Source organism: Streptomyces sp. NPDC002463 (assembly GCF_042889835.1).
GTDB lineage: Bacteria > Actinomycetota > Actinomycetes > Streptomycetales > Streptomycetaceae > Streptomyces > Streptomyces nymphaeiformis.
In genome coordinates, this window is record NZ_JBIARL010000011.1 from 138,312 (window position 1) to 159,793 (window position 21,482).

Annotated in this window: 16 protein-coding genes and 1 pseudogene; 5 read left to right on the forward strand and 12 right to left on the reverse strand. The window is 73.3% G+C overall.

Features of this window, described 5'->3' with window-relative positions; translation table 11 throughout:
- Positions 1-17 precede the first annotated feature (17 nt).
- The 3 genes from ACFYX3_RS22960 to ACFYX3_RS22970 all read right to left on the reverse strand — a co-directional run bounded on the left by ACFYX3_RS22960 (position 18) and on the right by ACFYX3_RS22970 (position 3,345).
- The gene (locus ACFYX3_RS22960; protein ID WP_389016272.1) at positions 18-2,336 is read right to left on the reverse strand and encodes a sodium-translocating pyrophosphatase; all 2,319 of its coding nucleotides are present in this window, start codon (positions 2,334-2,336) and stop codon (positions 18-20) included.
- A 181-nt stretch (positions 2,337-2,517) separates the two neighbouring features.
- The gene (locus tag ACFYX3_RS22965) at positions 2,518-2,976 is read right to left on the reverse strand and encodes an ATP-binding protein (RefSeq protein WP_389016275.1); all 459 of its coding nucleotides are present in this window, start codon (positions 2,974-2,976) and stop codon (positions 2,518-2,520) included.
- A gap of 15 nt (positions 2,977-2,991) precedes the next feature.
- The gene (locus ACFYX3_RS22970; RefSeq protein WP_056569340.1) at positions 2,992-3,345 is read right to left on the reverse strand and encodes an STAS domain-containing protein; all 354 of its coding nucleotides are present in this window, start codon (positions 3,343-3,345) and stop codon (positions 2,992-2,994) included.
- Between the two features lie 80 nt (positions 3,346-3,425).
- On the opposite strand from ACFYX3_RS22970, the gene ACFYX3_RS22975 reads away from it, so the two are divergent.
- Complete coding sequence (locus tag ACFYX3_RS22975; RefSeq protein WP_389016278.1) at positions 3,426-6,119, forward strand: DEAD/DEAH box helicase; 2,694 nt, start codon at positions 3,426-3,428, stop codon at positions 6,117-6,119.
- A 40-nt stretch (positions 6,120-6,159) separates the two neighbouring features.
- Here ACFYX3_RS22975 and ACFYX3_RS22980 read toward each other — a convergent pair.
- The 7 genes and pseudogenes from ACFYX3_RS22980 to ssd all read right to left on the reverse strand — a co-directional run.
- Positions 6,160-6,633 (reverse strand): annotated as a pseudogene (locus ACFYX3_RS22980) (Rv3654c family TadE-like protein); the annotation flags it as partial.
- Positions 6,630-6,986: a TadE family type IV pilus minor pilin gene (locus tag ACFYX3_RS22985; protein WP_352027088.1), complete on the reverse strand. Its 357-nt coding sequence runs from the start codon at positions 6,984-6,986 to the stop codon at positions 6,630-6,632. The gene ACFYX3_RS22985 and the pseudogene ACFYX3_RS22980, both read right to left, overlap by 4 nt.
- Positions 6,973-7,236 (reverse strand): DUF4244 domain-containing protein, encoded by a 264-nt coding sequence (locus ACFYX3_RS22990; RefSeq protein ID WP_389016689.1) that lies wholly within the window; start codon positions 7,234-7,236, stop codon positions 6,973-6,975. The genes ACFYX3_RS22985 and ACFYX3_RS22990 overlap by 14 nt, the downstream gene beginning before the upstream one ends.
- A gap of 68 nt (positions 7,237-7,304) precedes the next feature.
- The gene (locus ACFYX3_RS22995; protein WP_389016692.1) at positions 7,305-8,093 is read right to left on the reverse strand and encodes a type II secretion system F family protein; all 789 of its coding nucleotides are present in this window, start codon (positions 8,091-8,093) and stop codon (positions 7,305-7,307) included.
- Positions 8,093-8,971, reverse strand: coding sequence for a type II secretion system F family protein (locus ACFYX3_RS23000; RefSeq protein WP_389016282.1), 879 nt, complete (start codon positions 8,969-8,971; stop codon positions 8,093-8,095). The genes ACFYX3_RS22995 and ACFYX3_RS23000 overlap by 1 nt, the downstream gene beginning before the upstream one ends.
- Positions 8,968-10,164 (reverse strand): TadA family conjugal transfer-associated ATPase, encoded by a 1,197-nt coding sequence (locus tag ACFYX3_RS23005; protein ID WP_389016285.1) that lies wholly within the window; start codon positions 10,162-10,164, stop codon positions 8,968-8,970. The genes ACFYX3_RS23000 and ACFYX3_RS23005 overlap by 4 nt, the downstream gene beginning before the upstream one ends.
- A complete protein-coding gene (gene ssd / locus ACFYX3_RS23010; protein WP_389016288.1) occupies positions 10,161-11,189 on the reverse strand; it encodes a septum site-determining protein Ssd in 1,029 nt (342 codons plus the stop codon). The genes ACFYX3_RS23005 and ssd overlap by 4 nt, the downstream gene beginning before the upstream one ends.
- A gap of 654 nt (positions 11,190-11,843) precedes the next feature.
- Here ssd and ACFYX3_RS23015 point away from each other — a divergent pair.
- Positions 11,844-12,710 carry an HAD-IB family hydrolase gene (locus tag ACFYX3_RS23015; protein ID WP_352027093.1) on the forward strand — a complete coding sequence of 289 codons (867 nt, stop codon included), beginning with the start codon at positions 11,844-11,846 and terminating at the stop codon, positions 12,708-12,710.
- Positions 12,711-13,263: 553 nt separating this feature from the next.
- Here the strand turns inward: ACFYX3_RS23015 and ACFYX3_RS23020 are convergent.
- On the reverse strand, positions 13,264-14,106 hold the full coding sequence (locus tag ACFYX3_RS23020; RefSeq protein WP_389016291.1) for an oxidoreductase: 843 nt from the start codon (positions 14,104-14,106) through the stop codon (positions 13,264-13,266).
- Between the two features lie 102 nt (positions 14,107-14,208).
- On the opposite strand from ACFYX3_RS23020, the gene ACFYX3_RS23025 reads away from it, so the two are divergent.
- Positions 14,209-15,195 (forward strand): ATP-binding protein, encoded by a 987-nt coding sequence (locus ACFYX3_RS23025; protein ID WP_389016294.1) that lies wholly within the window; start codon positions 14,209-14,211, stop codon positions 15,193-15,195.
- Between the two features lie 19 nt (positions 15,196-15,214).
- Here ACFYX3_RS23025 and ACFYX3_RS23030 read toward each other — a convergent pair whose 3' ends face one another.
- Positions 15,215-16,540, reverse strand: a complete 1,326-nt coding sequence (locus tag ACFYX3_RS23030) for a hypothetical protein (RefSeq protein ID WP_389016298.1) — start codon at positions 16,538-16,540, stop codon at positions 15,215-15,217.
- Positions 16,541-16,825: 285 nt separating this feature from the next.
- On the opposite strand from ACFYX3_RS23030, the gene ACFYX3_RS23035 reads away from it, so the two are divergent.
- Both ACFYX3_RS23035 and acs read left to right on the forward strand, forming a co-directional pair.
- Positions 16,826-19,258 carry a SulP family inorganic anion transporter gene (locus ACFYX3_RS23035; RefSeq protein WP_389016301.1) on the forward strand — a complete coding sequence of 811 codons (2,433 nt, stop codon included), beginning with the start codon at positions 16,826-16,828 and terminating at the stop codon, positions 19,256-19,258.
- A gap of 193 nt (positions 19,259-19,451) precedes the next feature.
- Positions 19,452-21,407 carry an acetate--CoA ligase gene (gene acs / locus ACFYX3_RS23040; RefSeq protein ID WP_389016304.1) on the forward strand — a complete coding sequence of 652 codons (1,956 nt, stop codon included), beginning with the start codon at positions 19,452-19,454 and terminating at the stop codon, positions 21,405-21,407.
- Positions 21,408-21,482 lie beyond the last annotated feature (75 nt).

Below are 21,482 nucleotides of genomic sequence, written 5' to 3' on the forward strand. Positions count from 1 at the left end.
ATGAGACGGACGCCACGTCAGGACACTTCCACCGAACGCCTCTTGGAGGCCCGGACCGCGCCGACCACGACGAGGAGCGCGACCGCGGCGACCGCCGCCCGCAGTCCGGGGCTCGCGTCGCCGCCGTAGCTGAACCGGACGACCGCCGGGGCGATCAGCAGCGCCACCAGGTTCATCACCTTCAGGAGCGGATTGATCGCCGGGCCCGCCGTGTCCTTGAACGGGTCGCCGACCGTGTCCCCGATGACGGTCGCCTCGTGCGCCTCGCTGCCCTTGCCGCCGTGGTTCCCGTCCTCGACCAGCTTCTTCGCGTTGTCCCAGGCGCCACCGGAGTTGGCCAGGAAGACCGCCATCAGCGCGCCCGTACCGATCGCCCCGGCGAGGTACGCGCCGAGCGGGCCGACACCGAGCGCGAAGCCGACCGCGATCGGGGCCATCACGGCGAGCAGTCCGGGCGTGGCGAGCTCGCGCAGCGCGTCCTTGGTGCAGATGTCGACGACCCGCCCGTACTCCGGCTTCTCGGTGAAGGTCATGATCCCGGGGTGCTCGCGGAACTGCCGCCGCACCTCGTAGACGACCGATCCGGCCGAGCGGGACACGGCGTTGATCGCGAGCCCCGAGAAGAGGAAGACGACCGCCGCGCCCAGGATCAGCCCGAAGAGGTTGTTGGGCTGCGAGATGTCCATCGAGAGTGTCAGCTCGCCCGCCTTCACGCCGAACTCCCCGACGTCGGCGACCGAGGTCGCGATGGCGTCCCGGTACGAACCGAAGAGCGCCGAGGCCGCCAGGACGGCGGTGGCGATGGCGATGCCCTTGGTGATGGCCTTCGTGGTGTTGCCGACGGCGTCGAGGTCGGTGAGGACCTGCGCGCCCGCCCCCGTGACGTCCCCGGACATCTCCGCGATGCCCTGGGCGTTGTCGGCGACCGGGCCGAAGGTGTCCATGGCGACGATCACCCCGACGGTGGTGAGCAGTCCCGTCCCGGCGAGGGCCACCGCGAACAGCGCCAGCATGATCGAGGCGCCGCCGAGCAGGAACGCCCCGTAGACGGTGAGCCCGATCAGCAGGGCCGTGTAGACGGCGGACTCCATGCCGAGCGCCACGCCCGCGAGGACGACGGTCGCGGGGCCGGTGAGCGAGGACTTCCCGATGTCCCGGACCGGCCGCCTGCTCGTCTCGGTGAAGTAGCCGGTGAGCTGCTGGATGAGCGCGGCGAGGACGATGCCGAGGGCGACCGCGACCAGGGCGAGGACCCGCGGGTCGCCGGCGTGGCGGGGGATGCCCGGTTCGGTGACGCCCTCGAGCTCGGCGTACGAGGACGGGAGGTACACGAAGGCGGTGACGGCGACGAGCGCCAGCGAGATGACCGCCGAGACCAGGAATCCGCGGTTGATCGCGGTCATCCCACCGCGGTCGGCGCGCCGCGGGGCGACCGTGAGGATGCCGATCACGGCGGTGACCACGCCGATCGCGGGCACCATCAGGGGGAACGCGAGACCGCGGTCGCCGAAGGCCGCCTTGCCGAGGATGAGCGCGGCGACCAGGGTCACGGCGTACGACTCGAAGAGGTCGGCGGCCATGCCGGCGCAGTCGCCGACGTTGTCGCCGACGTTGTCGGCGATGGTGGCGGCGTTGCGCGGGTCGTCCTCGGGGATGCCCTTCTCGACCTTGCCGACCAGGTCGGCGCCGACGTCGGCGGCCTTGGTGAAGATGCCGCCGCCCACGCGCATGAACATGGCGATGAGCGCGGCGCCGAGCCCGAATCCCTCCAGGACCTTGGGCGCGTCGGCGGCGTAGACGAGGACGACGCAGGAGGCCCCGAGCAGTCCGAGGCCGACCGTGCACATGCCGACGACCCCGCCCGTGCGGAACGCGATCCGCATGGCCCGGTGCGCGACCTCGTTCAGGTCCCTCTCGGGTTCGCCCGGCGCGGGGGTGGCCTCCCTGGCCGCGGCGGCGACCCGCACGTTGGCCCGTACGGCCAGTCGCATGCCGAGGTAACCGGTGACCGCCGAGAACAGCGCTCCGACCAGGAAGAACAGGGAACGTCCGGCACGCTGCGACCAGGTGTCGGCGGGCAGCAGCATCAGCAGGAAGAACACGGCGGCCGCGAAGACGGCGAGGGTCCGCAGCTGCCGCGCGAGGTAGGCGTTGGCGCCCTCCTGCACGGCGGCCGCGATCGCCCGCATCCTCTCGGTGCCCTCACCGGCCGCGAGCACCTGGCGGACGAGGAGCCGCGCGACGATCAGCGCGGCGAGGGCGACGGCCGCGACGACGATCACGATCGTCCGGTTCCCGCTCGTGAGCACCGCCGCGGCGAGCGTTGTGGGGTACATGGGGACGGATCATAGGGAGACGAACCGGCACATACGGGGATGCACCACTTCGTGGGCGAGGACACCCGGAGAACCCGCGAAAAAAGGCGAGAGGCCCTGCGATTGCAGAGCCTCTCGCCTTCGTACGTGCACGTGGTCAGGATTCGTACGTGTACGGGTCAAGATTCGTACGTCTACGGGGTCAGGACAGGATGTCCGCCGAGCTCACCGGCCACGTCATCCGGATGGTGCCGCCGTCCTCGCCGGCGCTCACCTCGACGTCGTCGACCAGCCCGCGGATCACCGCGAGCCCCATCTCGTCCTCGCCGTCGGCGTCGTCGAAGTCCTCGGCCGGGGCCGCGGCCCGCGCGCCGGGGACACCGGCGGCATCGGCCGCCGCCACCCCCGCACCCGGCACCTCGTCGCCGACCTCGATGGAGAACGTCTTCTCCTCCTCGATCAGGACGACCCGGATGGGGGTCACGACGTCGTTGCTGCGATGCAGCCCGACCGCACGGGAACAGGCCTCACCCACAGCGAGACGCACCTCGTCGAGGACCGCCTCGTCCACACCCGCCCGGCGCGCGACCGCGGCCGCCACCAGGCGGGCCGTGCGGACGTGCTCCGGCTGAGCGCTGAAGCGGAGTTCAACGGTGGCCATGCGAACCCCCTGGGCTCAGTCGACGGCGTTGACGGCCTCGTCGACCGAGGTGTGGATCGGGAACACCTTGGTGAGACCCGTGATCCGGAAAATCTTGAGAATGCGCTCCTGGTTGCAGACCAGACGCAGCGAACCCTCGTGCGCGCGAACGCGCTTCAGGCCGCCGACGAGCACACCGAGGCCTGTGGAGTCGAGGAAGTCCACTCCCTCCATGTCGACGACCAGGTGGTAGCTGCCGTCGTTCACCAACTCGACCAACTGCTCGCGCAGCTTGGGCGCGGTATACACATCAATCTCGCCACCGACCTCGACGACCGTACGGTCACCACCAGCGCCGGTCACATTGCGAGTCGACAGGGACAGGTCCACGGATCCTCCAGCACCTTGCTATCGGGCGATCGTTCCCTCGGGTCTCCGGGGCGGAGCCGAGGAACGGAACGCCAGCCGCAATGGCATTCAATCACTTACCAGCAGCCATGCACGACGCCTTGGAAGCATTGTCCGTCATGGCAGTGACACACTCGGTGCCGATGGCCAAGAATCACCGCCCCCGTCGTCCGGCCGGGGAAACGGGCAGCCGCCCCTCTCCCGGCATGGTCCTCGACCGGCTCTCCTCGGGTGAGAGCCGGGCCGCGCGCATCACTCATACGGAGCACATGCCCGCCCGAGAGGGCCGCCATGCCGTCTGGCCGCACCGCATCCGTCCGGAGGTGATCGCGGCGATCGAGGCGGCCGGGATCGAGCATCCCTGGGCGCACCAGGCGGAGGCCGCCGAGCACGCCCTCGACGGCGAGTCCGTGGTGATCGCCACGGGGACCGCCTCGGGCAAGTCGCTCGCCTACCTCGCCCCGGTCCTCAGCGCCCTCCTGGACGGCTCGGAGGCCCCGAACGGCCGCGGCGCCACCGCCCTCTACCTGGCGCCCACCAAGGCCCTCGCGGCCGACCAGCGGCGCGCCGTGCGGGAACTGGCCGCCCCGCTCGGCAACCGGATCCGCCCCGCCGTCTACGACGGCGACACGCCGGTCGAGGAACGCGAATGGGTCCGGCAGTACGCGAACCACGTGCTGACCAACCCCGACATGCTGCACCGGGGCATACTCCCCTCCCACCCCAGGTGGTCCTCCTTCCTGCGCTCCCTGCGCTACGTCGTCATCGACGAGTGCCACACCTACCGGGGCGTCTTCGGCTCCCACGTCGCCCAGGTGCTACGCCGTCTGCGCCGCGTCTGCGCCCGGTACGGCTCCGAACCCGTCTTCCTCCTCGCCTCGGCCACCTCCGCCGAACCGGCGCTGGCCGCCGGCCGCCTCACCGGCCTGCCGGTCACCGAGGTCTCCGACGACGCCTCCCCGCGCGGCGAGCTCGTCTTCGCCCTCTGGGAACCGCCGCTGACCGAGCTGCACGGCGAGCGCGGCGCGCCCGTGCGCCGCACCGCGACCGCCGAGACCGCGGACCTGCTGACGGACCTGACCCGGCAGGGCGTCCGCTCGGTCGCCTTCGTCCGCTCCCGGCGCGGCGCCGAGCTGATCTCGGTGATCGCCCAGGAACGGCTGGCCGAGACCGACCGCGCGCTCGCCCACCGTGTCGCCGCCTACCGGGGCGGCTACCTCCCCGAGGAGCGCCGCGCCCTGGAGCGGGCCCTGCACTCCGGCGAGCTCCTCGGCCTGGCCGCCACGACCGCCCTGGAGCTGGGCGTGGACGTCTCCGGCCTGGACGCCGTCCTGATCGCCGGCTACCCGGGCACCCGGGCCTCCCTGTGGCAGCAGGCGGGCCGCGCCGGCCGTTCGGGCGAGGGCGCCCTCGCGATCCTGGTCGCCCGGGACGACCCGCTGGACACCTTCCTCGTCCACCACCCGGAGGCGATCTTCGAGCAGCCGGTCGAGACGACCGTCCTGGACCCCGACAACCCCTACGTCCTCGCCCCCCATCTGTGCGCCGCCGCGGCGGAGCTCCCGCTGACCGAGCCGGACCTGGCCCTCTTCGGCCCCGCCGCCCCCGGCCTGCTCCCCCAGCTGGAAGCGGCCGGTCTGCTGCGCCGCCGCTCCACCGGCTGGTACTGGACCCGCCGGGAGCGGGCCGCCGACCTCACCGACATCCGAGGCGGCGGCGGCAGCCCCGTCCGGATCGTCGAGGCCGGCACCGGCCGCCTCCTCGGCACGGTCGACGAGGCCGCCTCCCACACCGCCGTCCACGAAGGCGCCGTCCACCTCCACCAGGGCCGCACCTACCTGGTGCGGGAGCTCGACCTCAAGGACTCCGTCGCCCTCGTCGAGGAGGCCGTCCCCCCGTACTCCACCACCGCCCGCGACACCACCTCCATCGCCGTCCTCGAAACCGACACCGAGATCCCCTGGGGAGCCGGCCGCCTCTGCTACGGCTCCGTCGAGGTCACCAACCAGGTCGTCTCCTTCCTCCGCCGCCGTCTGATCACCGGCGAGGTGCTCGGCGAGACCAAGCTCGACCTGCCGCCCCGCACCCTGCGCACCCGTGCGGTGTGGTGGACGGTCACCGAGGACCAGCTCGACGCCGCCCGGATCACCCCGGAGATCCTCGGCGGCGCCCTGCACGCCGCCGAGCACGCCTCCATCGGGATGCTGCCGCTCTTCGCCACCTGCGACCGCTGGGACATCGGCGGCGTGTCCGTACCGCTCCATCCCGACACCCTGCTGCCCACCGTCTTCGTGTACGACGGGCACCCGGGCGGCGCGGGCTTCGCCGAGCGCGCCTTCCACACCGCCCGCGCCTGGCTGAAGGCCACCCGGGAGGCCATCGCCTCCTGCGAGTGCGAGGCGGGCTGCCCCTCCTGCATCCAGTCCCCCAAGTGCGGCAACGGCAACGATCCGCTCCACAAGCGCGGCGCGGTCCGCCTCCTCACGGAACTCCTGAGGGAGGCCCCGGAAACCTCTCCGGAGCCGGAACCCGGCCCGGCGACCGAGCCCCCGCCGGAACCGGGACCCCGACCGGCGACCGAGCCCCCGCCGAAGCCGGCACCCCGACCGGCGACCGAGCCCCCGCCGGAACCGGGACCCCGACCGGCGACCGAGCCCCCGCCGAAGCCGGCACCCCGACCGGCGACGGAGCCCCCTCCAGCGCAAGGGCCTCCTCCGTCGCCGGAGGCCGCCCCGGAGGGCCCGCCCGCGACCTGACCTCCGGCCGGTACGGGCCGCGCACGACCCGCGCGGTCACCTCGGCGACCCCTCCCCGCACGGCACACCGCGCCAGCTCCGCGCCCTGCGCGACGGCCACCCGCGAGGCGGCGGCGCACGCCTCGGCCTCGCCCCACAAGGCCCGGTCGGCGGCGGCGAGGGCCGCCAGGTCGGCGGCCCCGCCGGCCCGGTGCCGAGCCGCCACCGCCTGCCCGAGCGCAAGCACCACCCCGAACACCACACACACCACGCACGCCGCATACGCACCCCACACCGTCGCGAACCCCCGATCCCCTCGTACGCCCTGGCCGAGGACGCCGTGGCGGTCGACACCGGGCCTGCGAGGCCGCCGACGCCTGGCACCCGTACCCAAGCCGAGGACGTCCCGGCATCCGACACCCGCGCCCCGGCCGGGGACGCCCCTGCGCCTGACACCCGCGCCCACGCCGGGAACGCCCCGGCGGTCGGAGCCCGTACCCCGGGCGGGGACGCCCCAACGCTCGCCGCCCGTCATGGCGTGCCCCCGCCCAGCGTGTCCTCCGCGAGGGCCGACGCGTCGGCCCTCAGGGTGACGCCCATGCCCCGGGGGCCCGGGGCCGACGCCTCCACCGTCACGCGCCACAGCTCGCCCTCCCTCGCCACCGACACCCGGGCCCCCTCGGGCGCGGCGGCCCGGGCGGCCGCCTCCGCGGAGGCCACCGGCTCCGAACGGGCCGCCGCCCTCGCCCCCGCCCGTGCCGCGTCCACGCACCGGATCTGCGCGGCGGCCGCGGCCAGCGCCCACAGCAGCGTCACCGTGAACAGCGCGAGGACGGGCAGGACCATCGCCGCTTCCACCGTCACGAAACCCCGGTCAGAACGGCGCATCGAGTGCCTTCCCGATCACCGATTCCAGGGCCCCCGAGACCGCCCCGCTGGTCACGATCTTGTAGAGCACCGCGGCGAACGCCGCCGCTGCGATCGTCCCCACCGCGTACTCGGACGTGGTCATCCCCTCGTCCCGGCGCGCCGCCGCCCGCCGTGCCCTCCACCAACCGGCCGGCCTCACCCGGGCCGCCCCACCGACCTCCAGATCCCGTCCCGTCTCGTCCTGCCGTACCTCGCCGTGCTCCGCCATGTCTCCGTGCCTCGTCATCTCTCGTCGCCTCTCCTCGTCTCGTGCCCTGTCGGGCCCTGTCGTCTCGTTCATCCGTCCAGCAGTCCCGCTGCGAGGCCGATCACCACCGGGGCCACGCCCACCGCCAGGAAGGCGGGCAGGAAGCAGAGCCCCACCGGCGCGCTGATCAGCACCTGTGCCCGGCGCGCCCCGGCCGCCGCCGCTCGGGCGCGGGCCGCGCGCAGGGCGGCCGCATGCCGGGCGACGGCCTCCGCCGCCGGCGCTCCCGAGGAACCGGCCCGCTCCATGCAGCGGGCCAGCCCTTCGGCGCCCGGTATCGCGCCGAACCTCCCCCACACCTCGGCCGGTTCGCCGCCCAGCCGCAGCTCGGCGGCCGTACGGGTCAGGCGCTCGCCGAGCGGGCCGCCCAGCGACCGGCCCACCGCCTCCGCCGCCTCACCGGGCCCGGCTCCGGAGGCGGCGCAAGCCGCCAACAGATCGGCCGCGAGCGGAAGGTGACGCACCGCCTCCTTCTCGTCGCCGGTCGGCTGCGAGACCCGCCGTGCCGCTCTCCGTCTCATTCCGGCGGCCACCAGGGCCCCGACGCACAGCCCGCCCACGCCGCCGAACAGCACCCAGCCGACGCCCACACCCACCAGGGGCGGCAACCAGCGCCCCATCCACGGCGGCACCCCGCCACGGGCCTTCCGAGGGCTCGGTTCCGGGCCCTCGACGAGGGAACCCGCCCGCCGCCGCGTCCGGCGCACCCGCAGTCCGCGCCGCACCTCCAGGGCGACCTGCGCGCACAGGACCGCGGCCAGGAGCGGGAGGCCCGCCTCTCGAACGCCGGCCGGCACGTGGTGAACCGCTTCCCGGATCACGCCCGCTCCCCTCCCCGTACGATCCGCGCGGCCCACCACAGTCCGGCCGCCTCCAACGCCCCGCCGACGGCCAGACAGCCGAGGCCGGCCGGTGTGTGCAGCAGCACCCGCAGCGGGTGCGCGCCCAGGGCGGCACCGAGGGCGAGTCCGGCGGCGGGGAGCAGGGCGAGGACCGTCACCGTGGCCCAGGCGCCGGCCAGTTCGGCCCGCAGACGGTCGCGCTGCTCGCGGTGGTCCCGGAGGGCGGCCTCCAGCCGGTCGAGCCCGTCGGCCAGACCCGCGCCGCCGTCCACGGCCACCTGCCAGCAGGCCGCCATGCCCGCGAGCCCGTCGGCGCCGTCCTGCCGGGCCGCCCGCCGCAGCGCCTCCGGCACGTCGCCGCCGAACCGGGCCGCCGCGAGGACCGACGCCTCCGCGGCACCGAGCGCGCCCGTCTCCCGGGCCGCGAAGGACAGCGCCTGCGCGGGCTGCCATCCGGCTCTCAACTCGCCGACGACGGACCCGCACAGGGCCACCACCCGCTCGGCCCGCGCATCCCGTTCCTTCGTGCGCTCGGAGGCCCGCAGCCGCCGTCCCACCAGGGGCACCGCGAGCGCCCCCGCCACCAGCGGCAGCGGTGACTCGCCGAGGAGGGCGAGAACTCCCGCCGCCGGCAGACACAGCCACGCGCGCCGCCCCCGCAGCACGGCCCACCACCGCGCGGCGACCGCCGGCCACTCCCGGCCGCCGAGCCCGCCGGGGACTCCGCCCGCGAGCACTGCGCGAGCCCGGCCCGCACCGCGCCGCCGCCGGGCCGTCCACCACAGGGCGAGCACCGCGCAGAGCGCCGCCGCCCCGTGTGCCACGCTTCGTACCGGCACCAGGTCACCCGTCACCGCGATCCCCCTCCGATCAGCGACCTCAGCCGCTCCCAGCCCCGCTCCCGCTCGAACCCGGCCGCGCCCCACCGCAGCGCCGGAACCGTCCGGACCAGGCCGTCCCGGTCCCGGTCCAGGACGTGCGCCTCGGCGATCCGCCGCCGTCCGTCCCGGTCCCGTACGACGTGCAGGACGACCGACAGGCCCGCGCCCAGCTGGCTGTGCAGGGCGGCCCGGTCGAGCCCGGCCGCCGTGCCCAGGGCTTCGAGGCGCGCCGGGACGTCCGCCGCCGTGTTGGCGTGGACCGTCCCGGAGCCGCCGTCATGGCCGGTGTTCAGGGCGGCCAGCAGGTCCACCGCCTCGCCGCCCCTGACTTCGCCGACCACCAGCCGGTCGGGGCGCATCCGCAGCGCCTGGCGGACCAGGTCCCGCAGGGTCACGAGCCCGGCTCCCTCCTGGTTCGCGGGCCGGGCCTCCAGGCGCACGACGTGCGGGTGGTCCGGCCTCAGCTCCGCGGAGTCCTCGGCGAGCACGATCCGCTCCCGCTCCCCCACGAGCCCCAGGAGGGAAGCGAGGAGCGTGGTCTTGCCCGTCCCGGTGCCGCCGCTGACGAGGTACGAGACGCGGGCGTCGATCAGGGCCCGCAGGATCGGGGCGCCGCCCGGCGGCACGGTGCCGGCCGCGACCAGCTCCTCCAGGGAGAAGGCGCGGGGGCGGACCACGCGCAGCGACAGGCAGGTCGAGCCGACCGCGACCGGCGGCAGCACCGCGTGCATCCGGGTGCCGTCGGGGAGCCGGGCGTCGACCCAGGGCCGGGCGTCGTCGAGCCTGCGCCCGGCCACCGCCGCGAGCCGTTGCGCGAGGCGGCGGACGGCTGCCGCGTCGGGGAAGGACACCGGGGCCCGTTCGAGACCGGTGCCCCGGTCCACCCACACCTCGTCGGGCGCGGAGACCAGGACGTCGGTGACCGCCGGGTCGGCGAGCAGCGGCTCCAGCGGACCGGTGCCGATCAGCTCGCACCTCAACGCCTCGGCCGCGCCGAGCACTTCCGCGTCGCCGAGCAGCCGTCCCTGGGCCCGCAACGCCGCCGCCACGCGCGCCGGAGTGGGCTCGGCCCCGCTCGCCGCGAGCCGCTGCCGCACGGCATCGAGCAGCCCGGCCCCCTCCGCACCGGCGACCGCGCCCCAGGCGGCAACCCCCGCCCCGGTCACGCCTCACCGCCGACGTGCTCCCAGAAGGCGGTGCAGAACCGGCTGAGCGGGCCCCGGGGTTCGGCGCCCGGCGGCACTCCCGCGTCCTGGTCGGCCACGATCCCCGGGTCGTAGGGGAGTTCACCGGCGAGCGGCAGCCGCAGCGCGTCGGCTACCCACCGCTCGTCGAGCCCCGCCGCGTACGGACCGCGGACCACGGCGCGCAGGTCGCGGACGACCGGCCCGATCGCCGAGACCATCCGATGGGCGGCTGCGACCGCCCTCAACTCCCCCGGGACGACGAGCAGTCCGAGGTCGAGCTGGGCCAGGGCCTCGGTGACCGACGGGTCGGTCCCGCGCGGCAGGTCGACCACGACGGCCCCGCCCCGGCGCCGCGCGGCGGCGAGCACGGACCGCACGGCCTCGGGCGGCACCGGCGCCGCCGCGTCCCTGCCCCAGCTGAGCACCCGGACCCCGCGCACCGACGGCAGGGACTCCTCCAGTGCGCCGCCGGCCAGGCGGCCCTTCGAAGCGGCGAAGTCGGGCCATCGTCTGCCCTCCTCGCGCTCCCCGCCGAGCAACACGTCGAGCCCTCCGCCCAGAGGGTCGCCGTCCACCAGCAGCGTGCGGTGTCCGGCCCGCGCGGCGGCCAGGGCGAGACCGCAGGCGAGGGTGGAGGCCCCCGCGCCGCCCCGGCCGCCGACGACGCCGACGGTCAGTGCCGCCCTGCCCACCCCTTCGGCGGCGTCGGCGAGGCGGTCGACGAGGAGGCTCTCGGCGCCCGGGAGGCTCAGCACGCTGTCGGCGCCGATCTCGACGGCCAGCCGCCACAGCCCCGGATCGTCCCGGTCACGTCCGACGAGGAGGGTCCCGGGGCGCCGCACCGCTCCCCGGCAGCGGGCTGCGATGTCGTCACCGACCAGGACGAGGGGCGGATCGGTCCAGCTCGCCCGCCGCTCCGGCACCCGGTGGTCGACCTCGGGCTCGACTCCGGCGGCGGCGCACAGCCGCAGGAGGTCGTCGAGCAGCCCGAGGTCCTCGGTCACGATCAGCGGCCCGGCCCGCCGCTGCCCGCCCGCCCCCGTCTCGTCCGACCCCGGTCCGTCCGCACTCAGTCCGTCCGCCCGTGGCGAGCCGGCTGCCCGCGACCCGGTCCTCCGCGGCACGCCCCTCCATGACTCCGGCTCCCGTCCCCACGGCGCCGAGCCGTGTGTCGTACCCCTGGTCCCGGAAGTGCTGGATGTCTCCACGACGCACACCCCTCTCGTGATTCCTCGCGTCCGCGAACTTCGCGACAGGAATCACCGTGGGGCCGCCCTGGAAATCGTGCCGATCTCACCGAAAAACTGTGGATAAGCGGGAGGCTGTGAATAACTTCGCCACTCCTACGGGGACTGCCCGGAACGCAGTCCGCCGATTACTGTGAGTGATGGATCGAGAGTCGGGCGGGGCCCCGGTCCACTCATGACCGATGAACGGAAGGAAGGGAGCAAGCGATGGCACACAGGGCCGAAACGGCTCCGGACATGCGACGACCCCCGCCGGGGGGGAGAGCGGGGGTCGTCTCTCCGGCCGACTCGGGGGGGGAGGAGCCGGACCGGGTTAGCACGGTCGCGAACGATCCGTGACTTCCATGGTGTACCCGAGAGCCTTCTCAGGCAAACCCACGCGCCCCAGCGTACGCCGAATGGCGGGCACCTATGCTCGGGCTTGTGGAAAACCACTCCTTGCCGCGCACAGCCGCCTTCTTTGACCTGGACAAGACGGTCATTGCGAAGTCATCGACGCTGACCTTCAGTAAGTCCTTCTACCGGGGCGGACTGATCAGCCGCCGCGCCGCCCTGCGGACGGCCTACATCCAGTTCGTCTTCCTGGCGGGCGGAGCCGATCACGACCAGATGGAGCGGATGCGTGAATATCTTTCCGCGCTCTGCAAAGGCTGGAACGTCGCCCAGGTGAAGGAGCTCGTCGCCGAGACCCTTCACGATCTGATCGACCCGATCATCTACGACGAGGCCGCCTCCCTCATCGAGGAACACCACGCCGCCGGCCGCGACGTCGTGATCGTCTCCACCTCCGGTGCCGAGGTGGTCGAGCCGATCGGCGAGATGCTCGGTGCCGACCGGGTCGTCGCCACCCGAATGGTGGTCGGCGAGGACGGATGCTTCACCGGAGAGGTGGAGTACTACGCCTACGGGCCGACGAAGGCGGAGGCGGTCCGGGAGCTCGCGGAGTCGGAGGGCTACGACCTCTCGCGCTGCTACGCGTACAGCGATTCGGCGACCGACATCCCCATGCTGGAGGCCGTCGGGCACCCGTACGCGGTCAATCCCGACCGGACGCTGCGCCGTGAGGCCGTGGCGCGGGAGTGGCCGGTTCTCGCCTTCGACAAGCCGGTGCGCCTCAAGCAGCGGCTGCCCGAATTCCGGATGCCGCCCCGCCCCACGCTCGTCGCCGCGGCGGCGGTGGGAGCGGCAGCCGTCGGGGCCGGACTCGTCTGGTACGCGGCCCGGCGCCGGCAAGCCGCCCTCGCTCAGCAGCTCGCCGGCGACTTTGCCCGGATTTGAGCAATCGGCGGAGAAGCGGATCCACCACTTTCGCTTCCACCCGGACAGGAGTAGAAAGGAATCAGGCCCGCGAGACCGAGGACATCCGAGAGGATCACCTGTTGAGCATGAAGGCCCCACGGACCTAGCACTGAAACCGGGCACCCACGCGACGTCGACCCGTCGATTACGGGCCAGCCGCACCAGGCCACGGGCAAAGTTCCCGGCCTGATGGGCACATATCGAGGACGCTTGGTAACTGGGTGGACGTGCCAGCGGCGGTACCAGGACTGGTGCCGCCGCAACCCATTTCCGGCCCCGGCCACGCCGCATTTCCGCGCTTGCCCCGGCCTGTTTCCGCGCTCGACCCGGCCTGGTTCCAGAGGCGGCCCGCCCCGTTTCCGGACGCGGTCGCGCACCGTCTCCGGACGCGGCCGAGCCCCATCGGACCCGGCCGCACCCAAGCCCTACCGGACCCGGCCACGCCCCGGCACTTGGCGCCCTGCGGCCCAAGTTCCCGGCACGTGAAGCCCACGCCCCATGTGCTCCCGAAAGGCCGGGTGAGGTCGGGGGATCAGGCGGCGCCGCGCTGGAGGGCCTCGCAGACGGCCGTGGACTCGCGGACGCCCAGTTCGACCGAGCGGCCGCAGTGGGCGATCCAGGCGCCCACGCCCTCCGGGGTACCCGACAGGTACCCCTCGAACGCGGCGAGGTAGGCGGCCCGCCCCTGTTCCGCGTGGCCGACCTCGGCCGGGCAGATGGCCTTCGGGTCGAGTCCGCTGCCGACCAGCGCGATCCGCTCGGCCGCCCGGGCGACCAGGCCGTTGTACGAGGTGAAGGGGCGCAGCGCGAGCAGCTCGCCGTGAATCACGGAGGCGGTCACGAGCGCGGGGGCCTCGCTGCCCGCGACGATCAGTTCGGCGAGGCCGTCGAGCCGGCCCGCGACCTCGGCGGGCGTCGGCAGCGGGGCGTCGATGAGCGGTTCGTCGACCGTCTCGCCGTCCAGGCGGGGTCGGCCCACGGAGTCGGCCACGCCGGTGCCGGCCGGGGCGCCCGTGTCGCCGGCGGCGACCAGGTGCAGCCGGGCGAGCACGCGCAGCGGCGACTGGCGCCAGATGGAGAGCAGCTGCCCCGCCTCGGCGCCGAGGCGCAGGGCGGCACCGACGGTGCGGGCCTCGGCGTCGGCGCTGAAGTCGGTGCGTCGGCGGACCTCTTCCAGCGCCCAGTCGGCCCCGGACAGGGAGGCCGAGCCGCGGGCGCCGCGCAGGGCCGCCTCGGAGGAGATCTCGTTGCTGCGGCGGCGCATCACGCGGTGGCCGTAGACCCGGTCGACGGCCTTGCGTACGGAGTCCACCGCTTCGGCGACGCCCGGCAGGGAGCCGAGGGCGGCCAAGGGGTCAGAGGCGTGCGTACTCATAAGCAGGGAGGCTACGCGCCCCGGGGGCCCGCCCCACGTTGGAGTGGTCTTCTTCACGCAGCTTGACCACGGGTAGCGATCGTGCCACTACCCTAGGTGAACATGAAGATCGCTTTCGTGGGGAAGGGCGGCAGCGGCAAGACCACGCTGTCCTCGCTCTTCATCCGCCACCTCGCCGCCAACGAAGCGCCGGTCGTCGCCGTCGACGCCGACATCAACCAGCACCTGGGCGCCGCGCTCGGCCTGCCCGAGGCGGAGGCCGCCGCGCTGCCCGCGATGGGCGCGCACCTGCCGCTCATCAAGGAGTACCTGCGGGGCAGCAATCCACGGATCGCCTCCGCCGAAACGATGATCAAGACGACGCCGCCCGGGGAGGGTTCGCGGCTGCTGCGGGTGCGCGAGGACAACCCGGTGTACGAGGCGTGCGCGCGTCCGGTCGCGCTCGACGACGGCGAGATCCGGCTGATGGCGACCGGCCCGTTCACCGAGTCGGACCTCGGGGTCTCCTGCTACCACTCCAAGGTCGGCGCGGTGGAGCTCTGCCTCAACCACCTGGTCGACGGGGCCGACGAGTACGTGGTCGTCGACATGACGGCGGGTTCGGACTCCTTCGCGTCCGGCCTCTTCACCCGCTTCGACATGACCTTCCTGGTCGCCGAGCCGACCCGCAAGGGCGTGTCGGTCTACCGCCAGTACAAGGAGTACGCACGGGACTTCGGCGTCGCGCTGAAGGTCGTCGGCAACAAGGTGCAGGGCCGGGACGACCTGGACTTCCTGCGCGAGGAGGTCGGCGAGGACCTGCTCGTGACGGTGGGCCACTCGGACTGGGTCCGCGCGATGGAGAAGGGCCGCCCGCCCCGCTTCGAGCTCCTGGAGGCGGAGAACCGCATGTCGCTGCAGGCCCTCCAGGACGCGGCGGACGACTCGTACGCCCACCGCGACTGGGAGCGCTACACCCGCCAGATGGTCCACTTCCACCTGCGCAACGCGGAGAGCTGGGGCAACGCCAAGACCGGGGCCGACCTGGCGGCGCAGGTCGACCCCGATTTCGTACTGACCGAAGGACTCAGCGCGGTTCAGCCCGCCTGACGCGCCCCGGCCGAAGGACTCAGCGGCGTTCGGCCGGCTGGACGCCCTTCGCGTCGGCGCCTGCCGGAGCGCTCGCCGGGGTGGCCGGCTCGGGGGCCAGGAAGGCCTTCCAGCCGGCCGCCGGGGCCTCGCCGACCTTCAGGGTGCGCATCTTGGCGATGACGTCCGGGTCCTGGGCGTCGAGCCAGTCGGCGAGCTGGCGGAAGGACACGCACTTGACGTCCTTCTGCACGCAGACGGTGGCGATGGTCTCCTCGACGGCCCGCATGTACGTGCCGCCGTTCCAGGACTCGAAGTGGTTGCCGATGATCAGCGGCGCGCGGTTGCCCCGGTAGGAGCGCTCGAAGGCCTGCACCAGGCCGTCGCGCATCTGGTCGCCCCAGTAACGGTGCTGGGAGGGGTCGCCCTGGGTCGTACCCGACTGGTTCACCAGGAAGTTGTAGTCCATGGACAGGGTCTGGAAGGCGCGGCCGGGGACGGGCACGAGCTGCATCGACAGGTCCCACAGGCCCAGGTCCTTCTTGGGCCAGATCTGGTCGTTGACGCCGCTGGTGTCGTAGCGGAAGCCCATCTGCGCCGCCGCCTGGACGAAGTTCGTCCGGCCCTCCAGGCAGGGGGTGCGGGCGCCGACGAGCTCCTTGTCGTAGTCGAAGGGCAGCGGCTGCTCCGCGCGCAGGCCGGCGTTGGTCTTCCAGTGCTTGACGAAGGACTTGGCCTGGTCGATCTCGCTCTTCCACTCGTCGACCGACCAGTTGCCGACGCCGCCCTCCTTCCCGCAGAAGTGGCCGTTGAAGTGGGTGCCGATCTCGTTGCCCTCCTGCCACGCGCCGCGCAGTTCGCGGACGGTGGCGCGGATGCCCTCGACGTCGTTGAAGCCGATGTCGGAGCTGCCGGCGTTGTGCTGCGGCGGGTCGTAGAGCTCCCGCTTGTCCTCCGGCAGCAGGTACACGCCGCTGAGGAAGTACGTCATGGTGGCGTCGTACTTCTTGCCCACGGCGCGGAAGTGGGAGAAGAGCTTCTGGCTGTCCTCACCGGCGCCGTCCCACGAGAAGACCACGAACTGCGGCGGGGTCTCACCGGGCTTGAGCTTGTGCCAGACCGGCTGGTGGGGCTGCGCGCCGGTGAAGGCGGTCGAGCCGTCGCCGATCAGTCGGGGCGTCTGCGGGGCCGCGGCCGGCCCCTTCTTCGCACCGGAGCCGACGCCCGCACCCGCGCCCGGCGCGCCCTTCGTGGTGGTGCCGTCGGAGCCCGAGCAGCCGGCGAGGCCGGTGGCGAGAGCGAGGGTGAGGGCGCCGACGGCGAGCGCCTTCCTCCGGACGGTGGTCGTTCTGCGGGCGTCTGACATCCGCACACCTCTCCTCAGATCCTCGGATTTCCGTACAAGCGGCGTAAACGTCGCACCGCGAGGACCAGGGGCCGACAACGACAGGCAACATGCGCACGTCCTGTCACCGGATCCGGTGAATCATTGCCCTGTTTGCCCCGAAAATAATGCCGCAGTCTTTACTCTCCATTACGATCCATTTACTGAGCGTTGATCCTCCACTCGAACACGCCGGAGGATCTCGCCGGAAATCCCGCCGCTGCACCCCGCACGAGCCGCGACCGCGCTGCCCCGGAGGAGACGGGAATGACCCTCTGCACCCCTGACCGCACGACCAACCGACCCCGGATCCAGCGGCCCCACAGCCCGCCGGCCGGACCCCGCCGCTTCCGCGTCGCCGGCGCCGACCTCTCCGCGTCCGTCGCCGTCTTCCTGATCGCGCTGCCGCTCTCGCTCGGCATCGCGCTCGCCACCGGAGCCCCGCTCCAGTCCGGCCTGGTGGCCGCCGCCGTCGGCGGCCTCGTCGCCGGCCGGTTCGGCGGCTCCCCGCTCCAGGTGAGCGGCCCGGCCGCCGGACTCACCGTCGTGACCGCCGAGCTCATCCACCGGTACGGCTGGCGCACCACCTGCGCCATCACCGTCCTCGCCGGTCTCACCCAACTCGCCCTGTCCGCCCTGCGCGTGGCCCGTTCGGCGCTCGCCGTCTCGCCCGCGATCGTGCACGGCATGCTGGCCGGCATCGGCGTCACCATCGCCCTCGCCCAGCTCCACATCGTGCTCGGCGGCACCCCGCAGAGCTCCGCCGTCGCCAATGTCCTGGGCCTGCCAGCCCAGTTGGCGCACGCGCACCCCGCCGCGCTCGTCATCAGCGCCCTCACCGTGGCCGTGCTGCTCGGCTGGCCGCGGCTGCCGGGCCGTGCGGGGCGGCTCGTACGGAAGGTCCCGGCCGCGCTCGTCGCGGTGGCCGGGGCGACGGCCGCGGCCACCCTCGCCGGACTCGCCGTGCCCCGCGTGGACCTGCCGTCCTGGAGCAGCCACGCCCTGCCCGGACTGCCCGAGGGCCCGGTCCTCGGCATCGCGGCCGGCGTGCTCACGATCACCCTCGTCACCAGCGTGCAGTCGCTGCTGTCGGCCGTCGCGGTCGACAAGCTGGTCGCCGCGCGCGCCGCCGCGGGCGGGAACGGGGGCCGAAGCGTCCCCCGCTCCGCACTCGACCGCGAGCTCGCCGGCCAGGGCGCGGCCAACGTGCTCTCCGGAGCGCTCGGCGGGCTCCCGGTCGCCGGGGTCGCGGTCCGCAGCGTCGCCAACGTCTCGGCGGGCGCGGTGAGTCGCGCCTCGACGATGCTGCACGGCCTGTGGATCGTGCTCGCGGCCCTGCTGCTGGTGCCCGTCCTCGAGCTGATCCCGCTGCCCGCGCTCGCCGCCCTCGTCATGGTGGTCGGCATCCAGATGGTGAGCATCACCCACATCCGTACGGTCACCCGGCACCGCGAGGTGGTCGTCTACGTGGTGACGCTGGCCGGCGTCGTCCTCGTCGGCATCCTGGAGGGCGTCGCCCTCGGGATCGCCGTGGCCATCGCGGTCGCCCTGCACCGACTGGCCCGCACCCGGATCACCCGCGAGGAGCGTGACGGGCGCCAGCTGCTGCGCGTCCGGGGCCAGCTGACCTTCCTCGCCGTGCCCCGGCTCAGCCGGGCCCTGCACCAGCTGCCGCAGGGCTCCGACGTGGTGGTCGAGCTCGACGGGTCCTTCATGGACCACGCCGCCTACGAGACGCTGAGCGACTGGACCGCGGGGCACCTGGCGCACGGCGGGACGGTCGAGACGACCGGGCCCTCCGGTGCCCGGATCGCCGAGCCCGCGCCGGTCACCGACTCCGCCTCGCACCCCTGCTGCCGTCCCTGGACGCCCTGGCACAACCACCAGTGCGGGGAGCGGACCGCCGAGACGCCCACCGAGACCGGACCGACGACGCGGCTGCACCTGGCGAGCGGCATCGGCAAGTTCCAGCGGAACACCGCGCCGCTCGTGCGGGACGAGCTCGCGCGGCTCGCCCGGGAGGGGCAGCGACCCTCGCAGCTCTTCCTGACCTGCGCCGACTCCCGCCTCGTCACCAGCATGATCACCTCAAGCGGGCCCGGCGACCTCTTCACCGTGCGCAACGTCGGCAATCTCGTCCCGCTCCCCGGCGAGGAGAGCGGGGACGACTCGGTGGCGGCGGCGATCGAGTACGCGGTGGAGGTGCTGCGGGTCGAGTCGATCACCGTCTGCGGCCACTCCGGGTGCGGCGCGATGCAGGCCCTGCTCGGCGGGAGTCCGGACGACCCGCCGACCCCGCTCCGCCGCTGGCTGCGCCACGGCCGGCCCAGCCTGGAGCGGATGGCGAGCCGACGCCACGCCTGGGCCCGCATCTCCGGGCGCCTTCCGGCCGACGCCGTCGAGCAGCTCTGCCTGACCAACGTGGTCCAGCAGCTGGAGCACCTGCGGGCGTACGAGTCGGTGGCGCGCCGGCTGGCCGAGGGCACGCTCACGCTGCACGGCGTGTACTTCCACGTGGGCGAAGCGCAGGCGTATCTGCTCTCCGGGACGGACGAGGTGCACAGCTACGACGACGTCTTCACCCAGGTGCTGCCGACGGACCACCTCGAAGCGCCCGACCGCCTCGAAGCCGCGGACCGCCTCGAAGCGCCCGACCGCCTCGTAGCCCCCGGTCACCTCGAAGCCGCGCGCGCGTCCTGAACCTTTCGGTCCCCCCGGCCGTGAGACTGTGTGGCCCCTTCTCCCACCGCTCGGGACGAAGGGGCCACCGCACGTCAAGCCGCTCACAGGTCTAAACCAATTCCCTGGATGCTCTTGTCACCCGGGCCTGCGACTGGTGAGCTATGACGCGGGACACATACGCACAGAGGACGCCCTGGGAAAGGGAGATGTCGTGAGCAACGAATCCTTGGCCAACCTGCTCAAGGAAGAGCGGCGGTTCGCGCCGCCCACCGAGCTGGCCGCGGACGCCAATGTGACGGCGGAGGCGTACGAGCAGGCCAAGGCGGACAGGCTGGGCTTCTGGGCCGAGCAGGCCAGGAGGCTCAGCTGGGCCACCGAGCCGACCGAGACCCTCGACTGGTCGAACCCGCCGTTCGCCAAGTGGTTCGCGGACGGCGAGCTGAACGTGGCGTACAACTGCGTCGACCGGCACGTCGAGGCCGGCCACGGAGACCGGGTCGCCATCCACTTCGAGGGCGAGCCCGGCGACAGCCGCGCCATCACCTACGCCGAGCTCAAGGACGAGGTCTCCCGGGCCGCCAACGCCCTGACCGAGCTGGGCGTCCGCAAGGGCGACCGGGTCGCCGTCTACCTGCCGATGATCCCCGAGGCGGCCATCACTATGCTGGCCTGCGCCCGTGTCGGCGCCGCCCACTCGGTGGTCTTCGGCGGCTTCTCGGCCGACGCCGTCGCCTCCCGCATCCAGGACGCCGACGCCAAGCTGGTCGTCACCGCCGACGGCGGCTACCGCCGCGGCAAGCCGAGCGCCCTCAAGCCGGCCATCGACGAGGCCGTCGCCAAGTGCCCGCAGGTCGAGCACGTCCTCGTGGTCCGCCGTACGGGCCAGGACACCGCCTTCACCGAGGGCCGGGACGTCTGGTGGGACGACATCGTCGCCCGCCAGTCCACCGAGCACACCCCGGAGGCGTTCCCGGCGGAGCACCCGCTCTTCATCCTGTACACCTCGGGCACCACGGGGAAGCCGAAGGGCATCCTGCACACCTCCGGCGGCTACCTCACCCAGGCCGCCTACACCCACCACGCCGTCTTCGACCTCAAGCCGGAGAGCGACGTCTACTGGTGCACCGCCGACATCGGCTGGGTCACCGGGCACTCGTACATCGTCTACGGCCCGCTGGCCAACGGCGCGACGCAGGTCATGTACGAGGGCACCCCGGACACCCCGCACCAGGGGCGGTTCTGGGAGATCGTGCAGAAGTACGGCGTCACGATCCTCTACACGGCGCCCACCGCGATCCGCACGTTCATGAAGTGGGGAGACGACATCCCCGCGAAGTTCGACCTCTCCAGCCTCCGCGTGCTCGGCTCCGTCGGCGAGCCGATCAACCCCGAGGCCTGGATCTGGTACCGCGAGCACATCGGCGCGAACAAGACCCCGATCGTGGACACCTGGTGGCAGACCGAGACCGGCGCGATGATGATCTCGCCGCTGCCGGGCGTCACCGAGACCAAGCCGGGCTCCGCCCAGCGCCCGCTGCCGGGCATCTCCGCCACCGTCGTCGACGACGAGGCGAACGAGGTCCCGAACGGCGGCGGCGGTTACCTGGTCCTCACCGAGCCGTGGCCGTCGATGCTCCGCACCATCTGGGGCGACGACCAGCGCTACATCGACACGTACTGGTCCCGCTTCGAGGGCAAGTACTTCGCCGGTGACGGCGCCAAGAAGGACGAGGACGGCGACATCTGGCTGCTCGGCCGGGTCGACGACGTCATGCTCGTCTCGGGTCACAACATCTCGACGACCGAGGTCGAGTCGGCCCTCGTCTCGCACCCGTCCGTCGCCGAGGCGGCCGTCGTCGGCGCCGCCGACGAGACGACCGGCCAGGCGATCGTCGCCTTCGTCATCCTGCGCGGCACGGCCAGCGAAGACGAGAACCTGGTCGCCGAGCTGCGCAACCACGTGGGCGCGACCCTCGGCCCGATCGCCAAACCGAAGCGGATCCTGCCGGTGGCGGAGCTCCCGAAGACCCGCTCCGGCAAGATCATGCGCCGCCTGCTGCGCGACGTCGCGGAGAACCGCGAGCTGGGTGACGTCACCACCCTGACCGACTCCTCGGTGATGTCGCTCATCCAGACCCAGCTGCCGGCCACGTCCAGCGAGGACTGAGCCTCACGCACCGGAAGACGCCCGTCCCGAGCCGCTCGGGGCGGGCGTTTCCCATGTCCGCCTCCGGGGGACGAA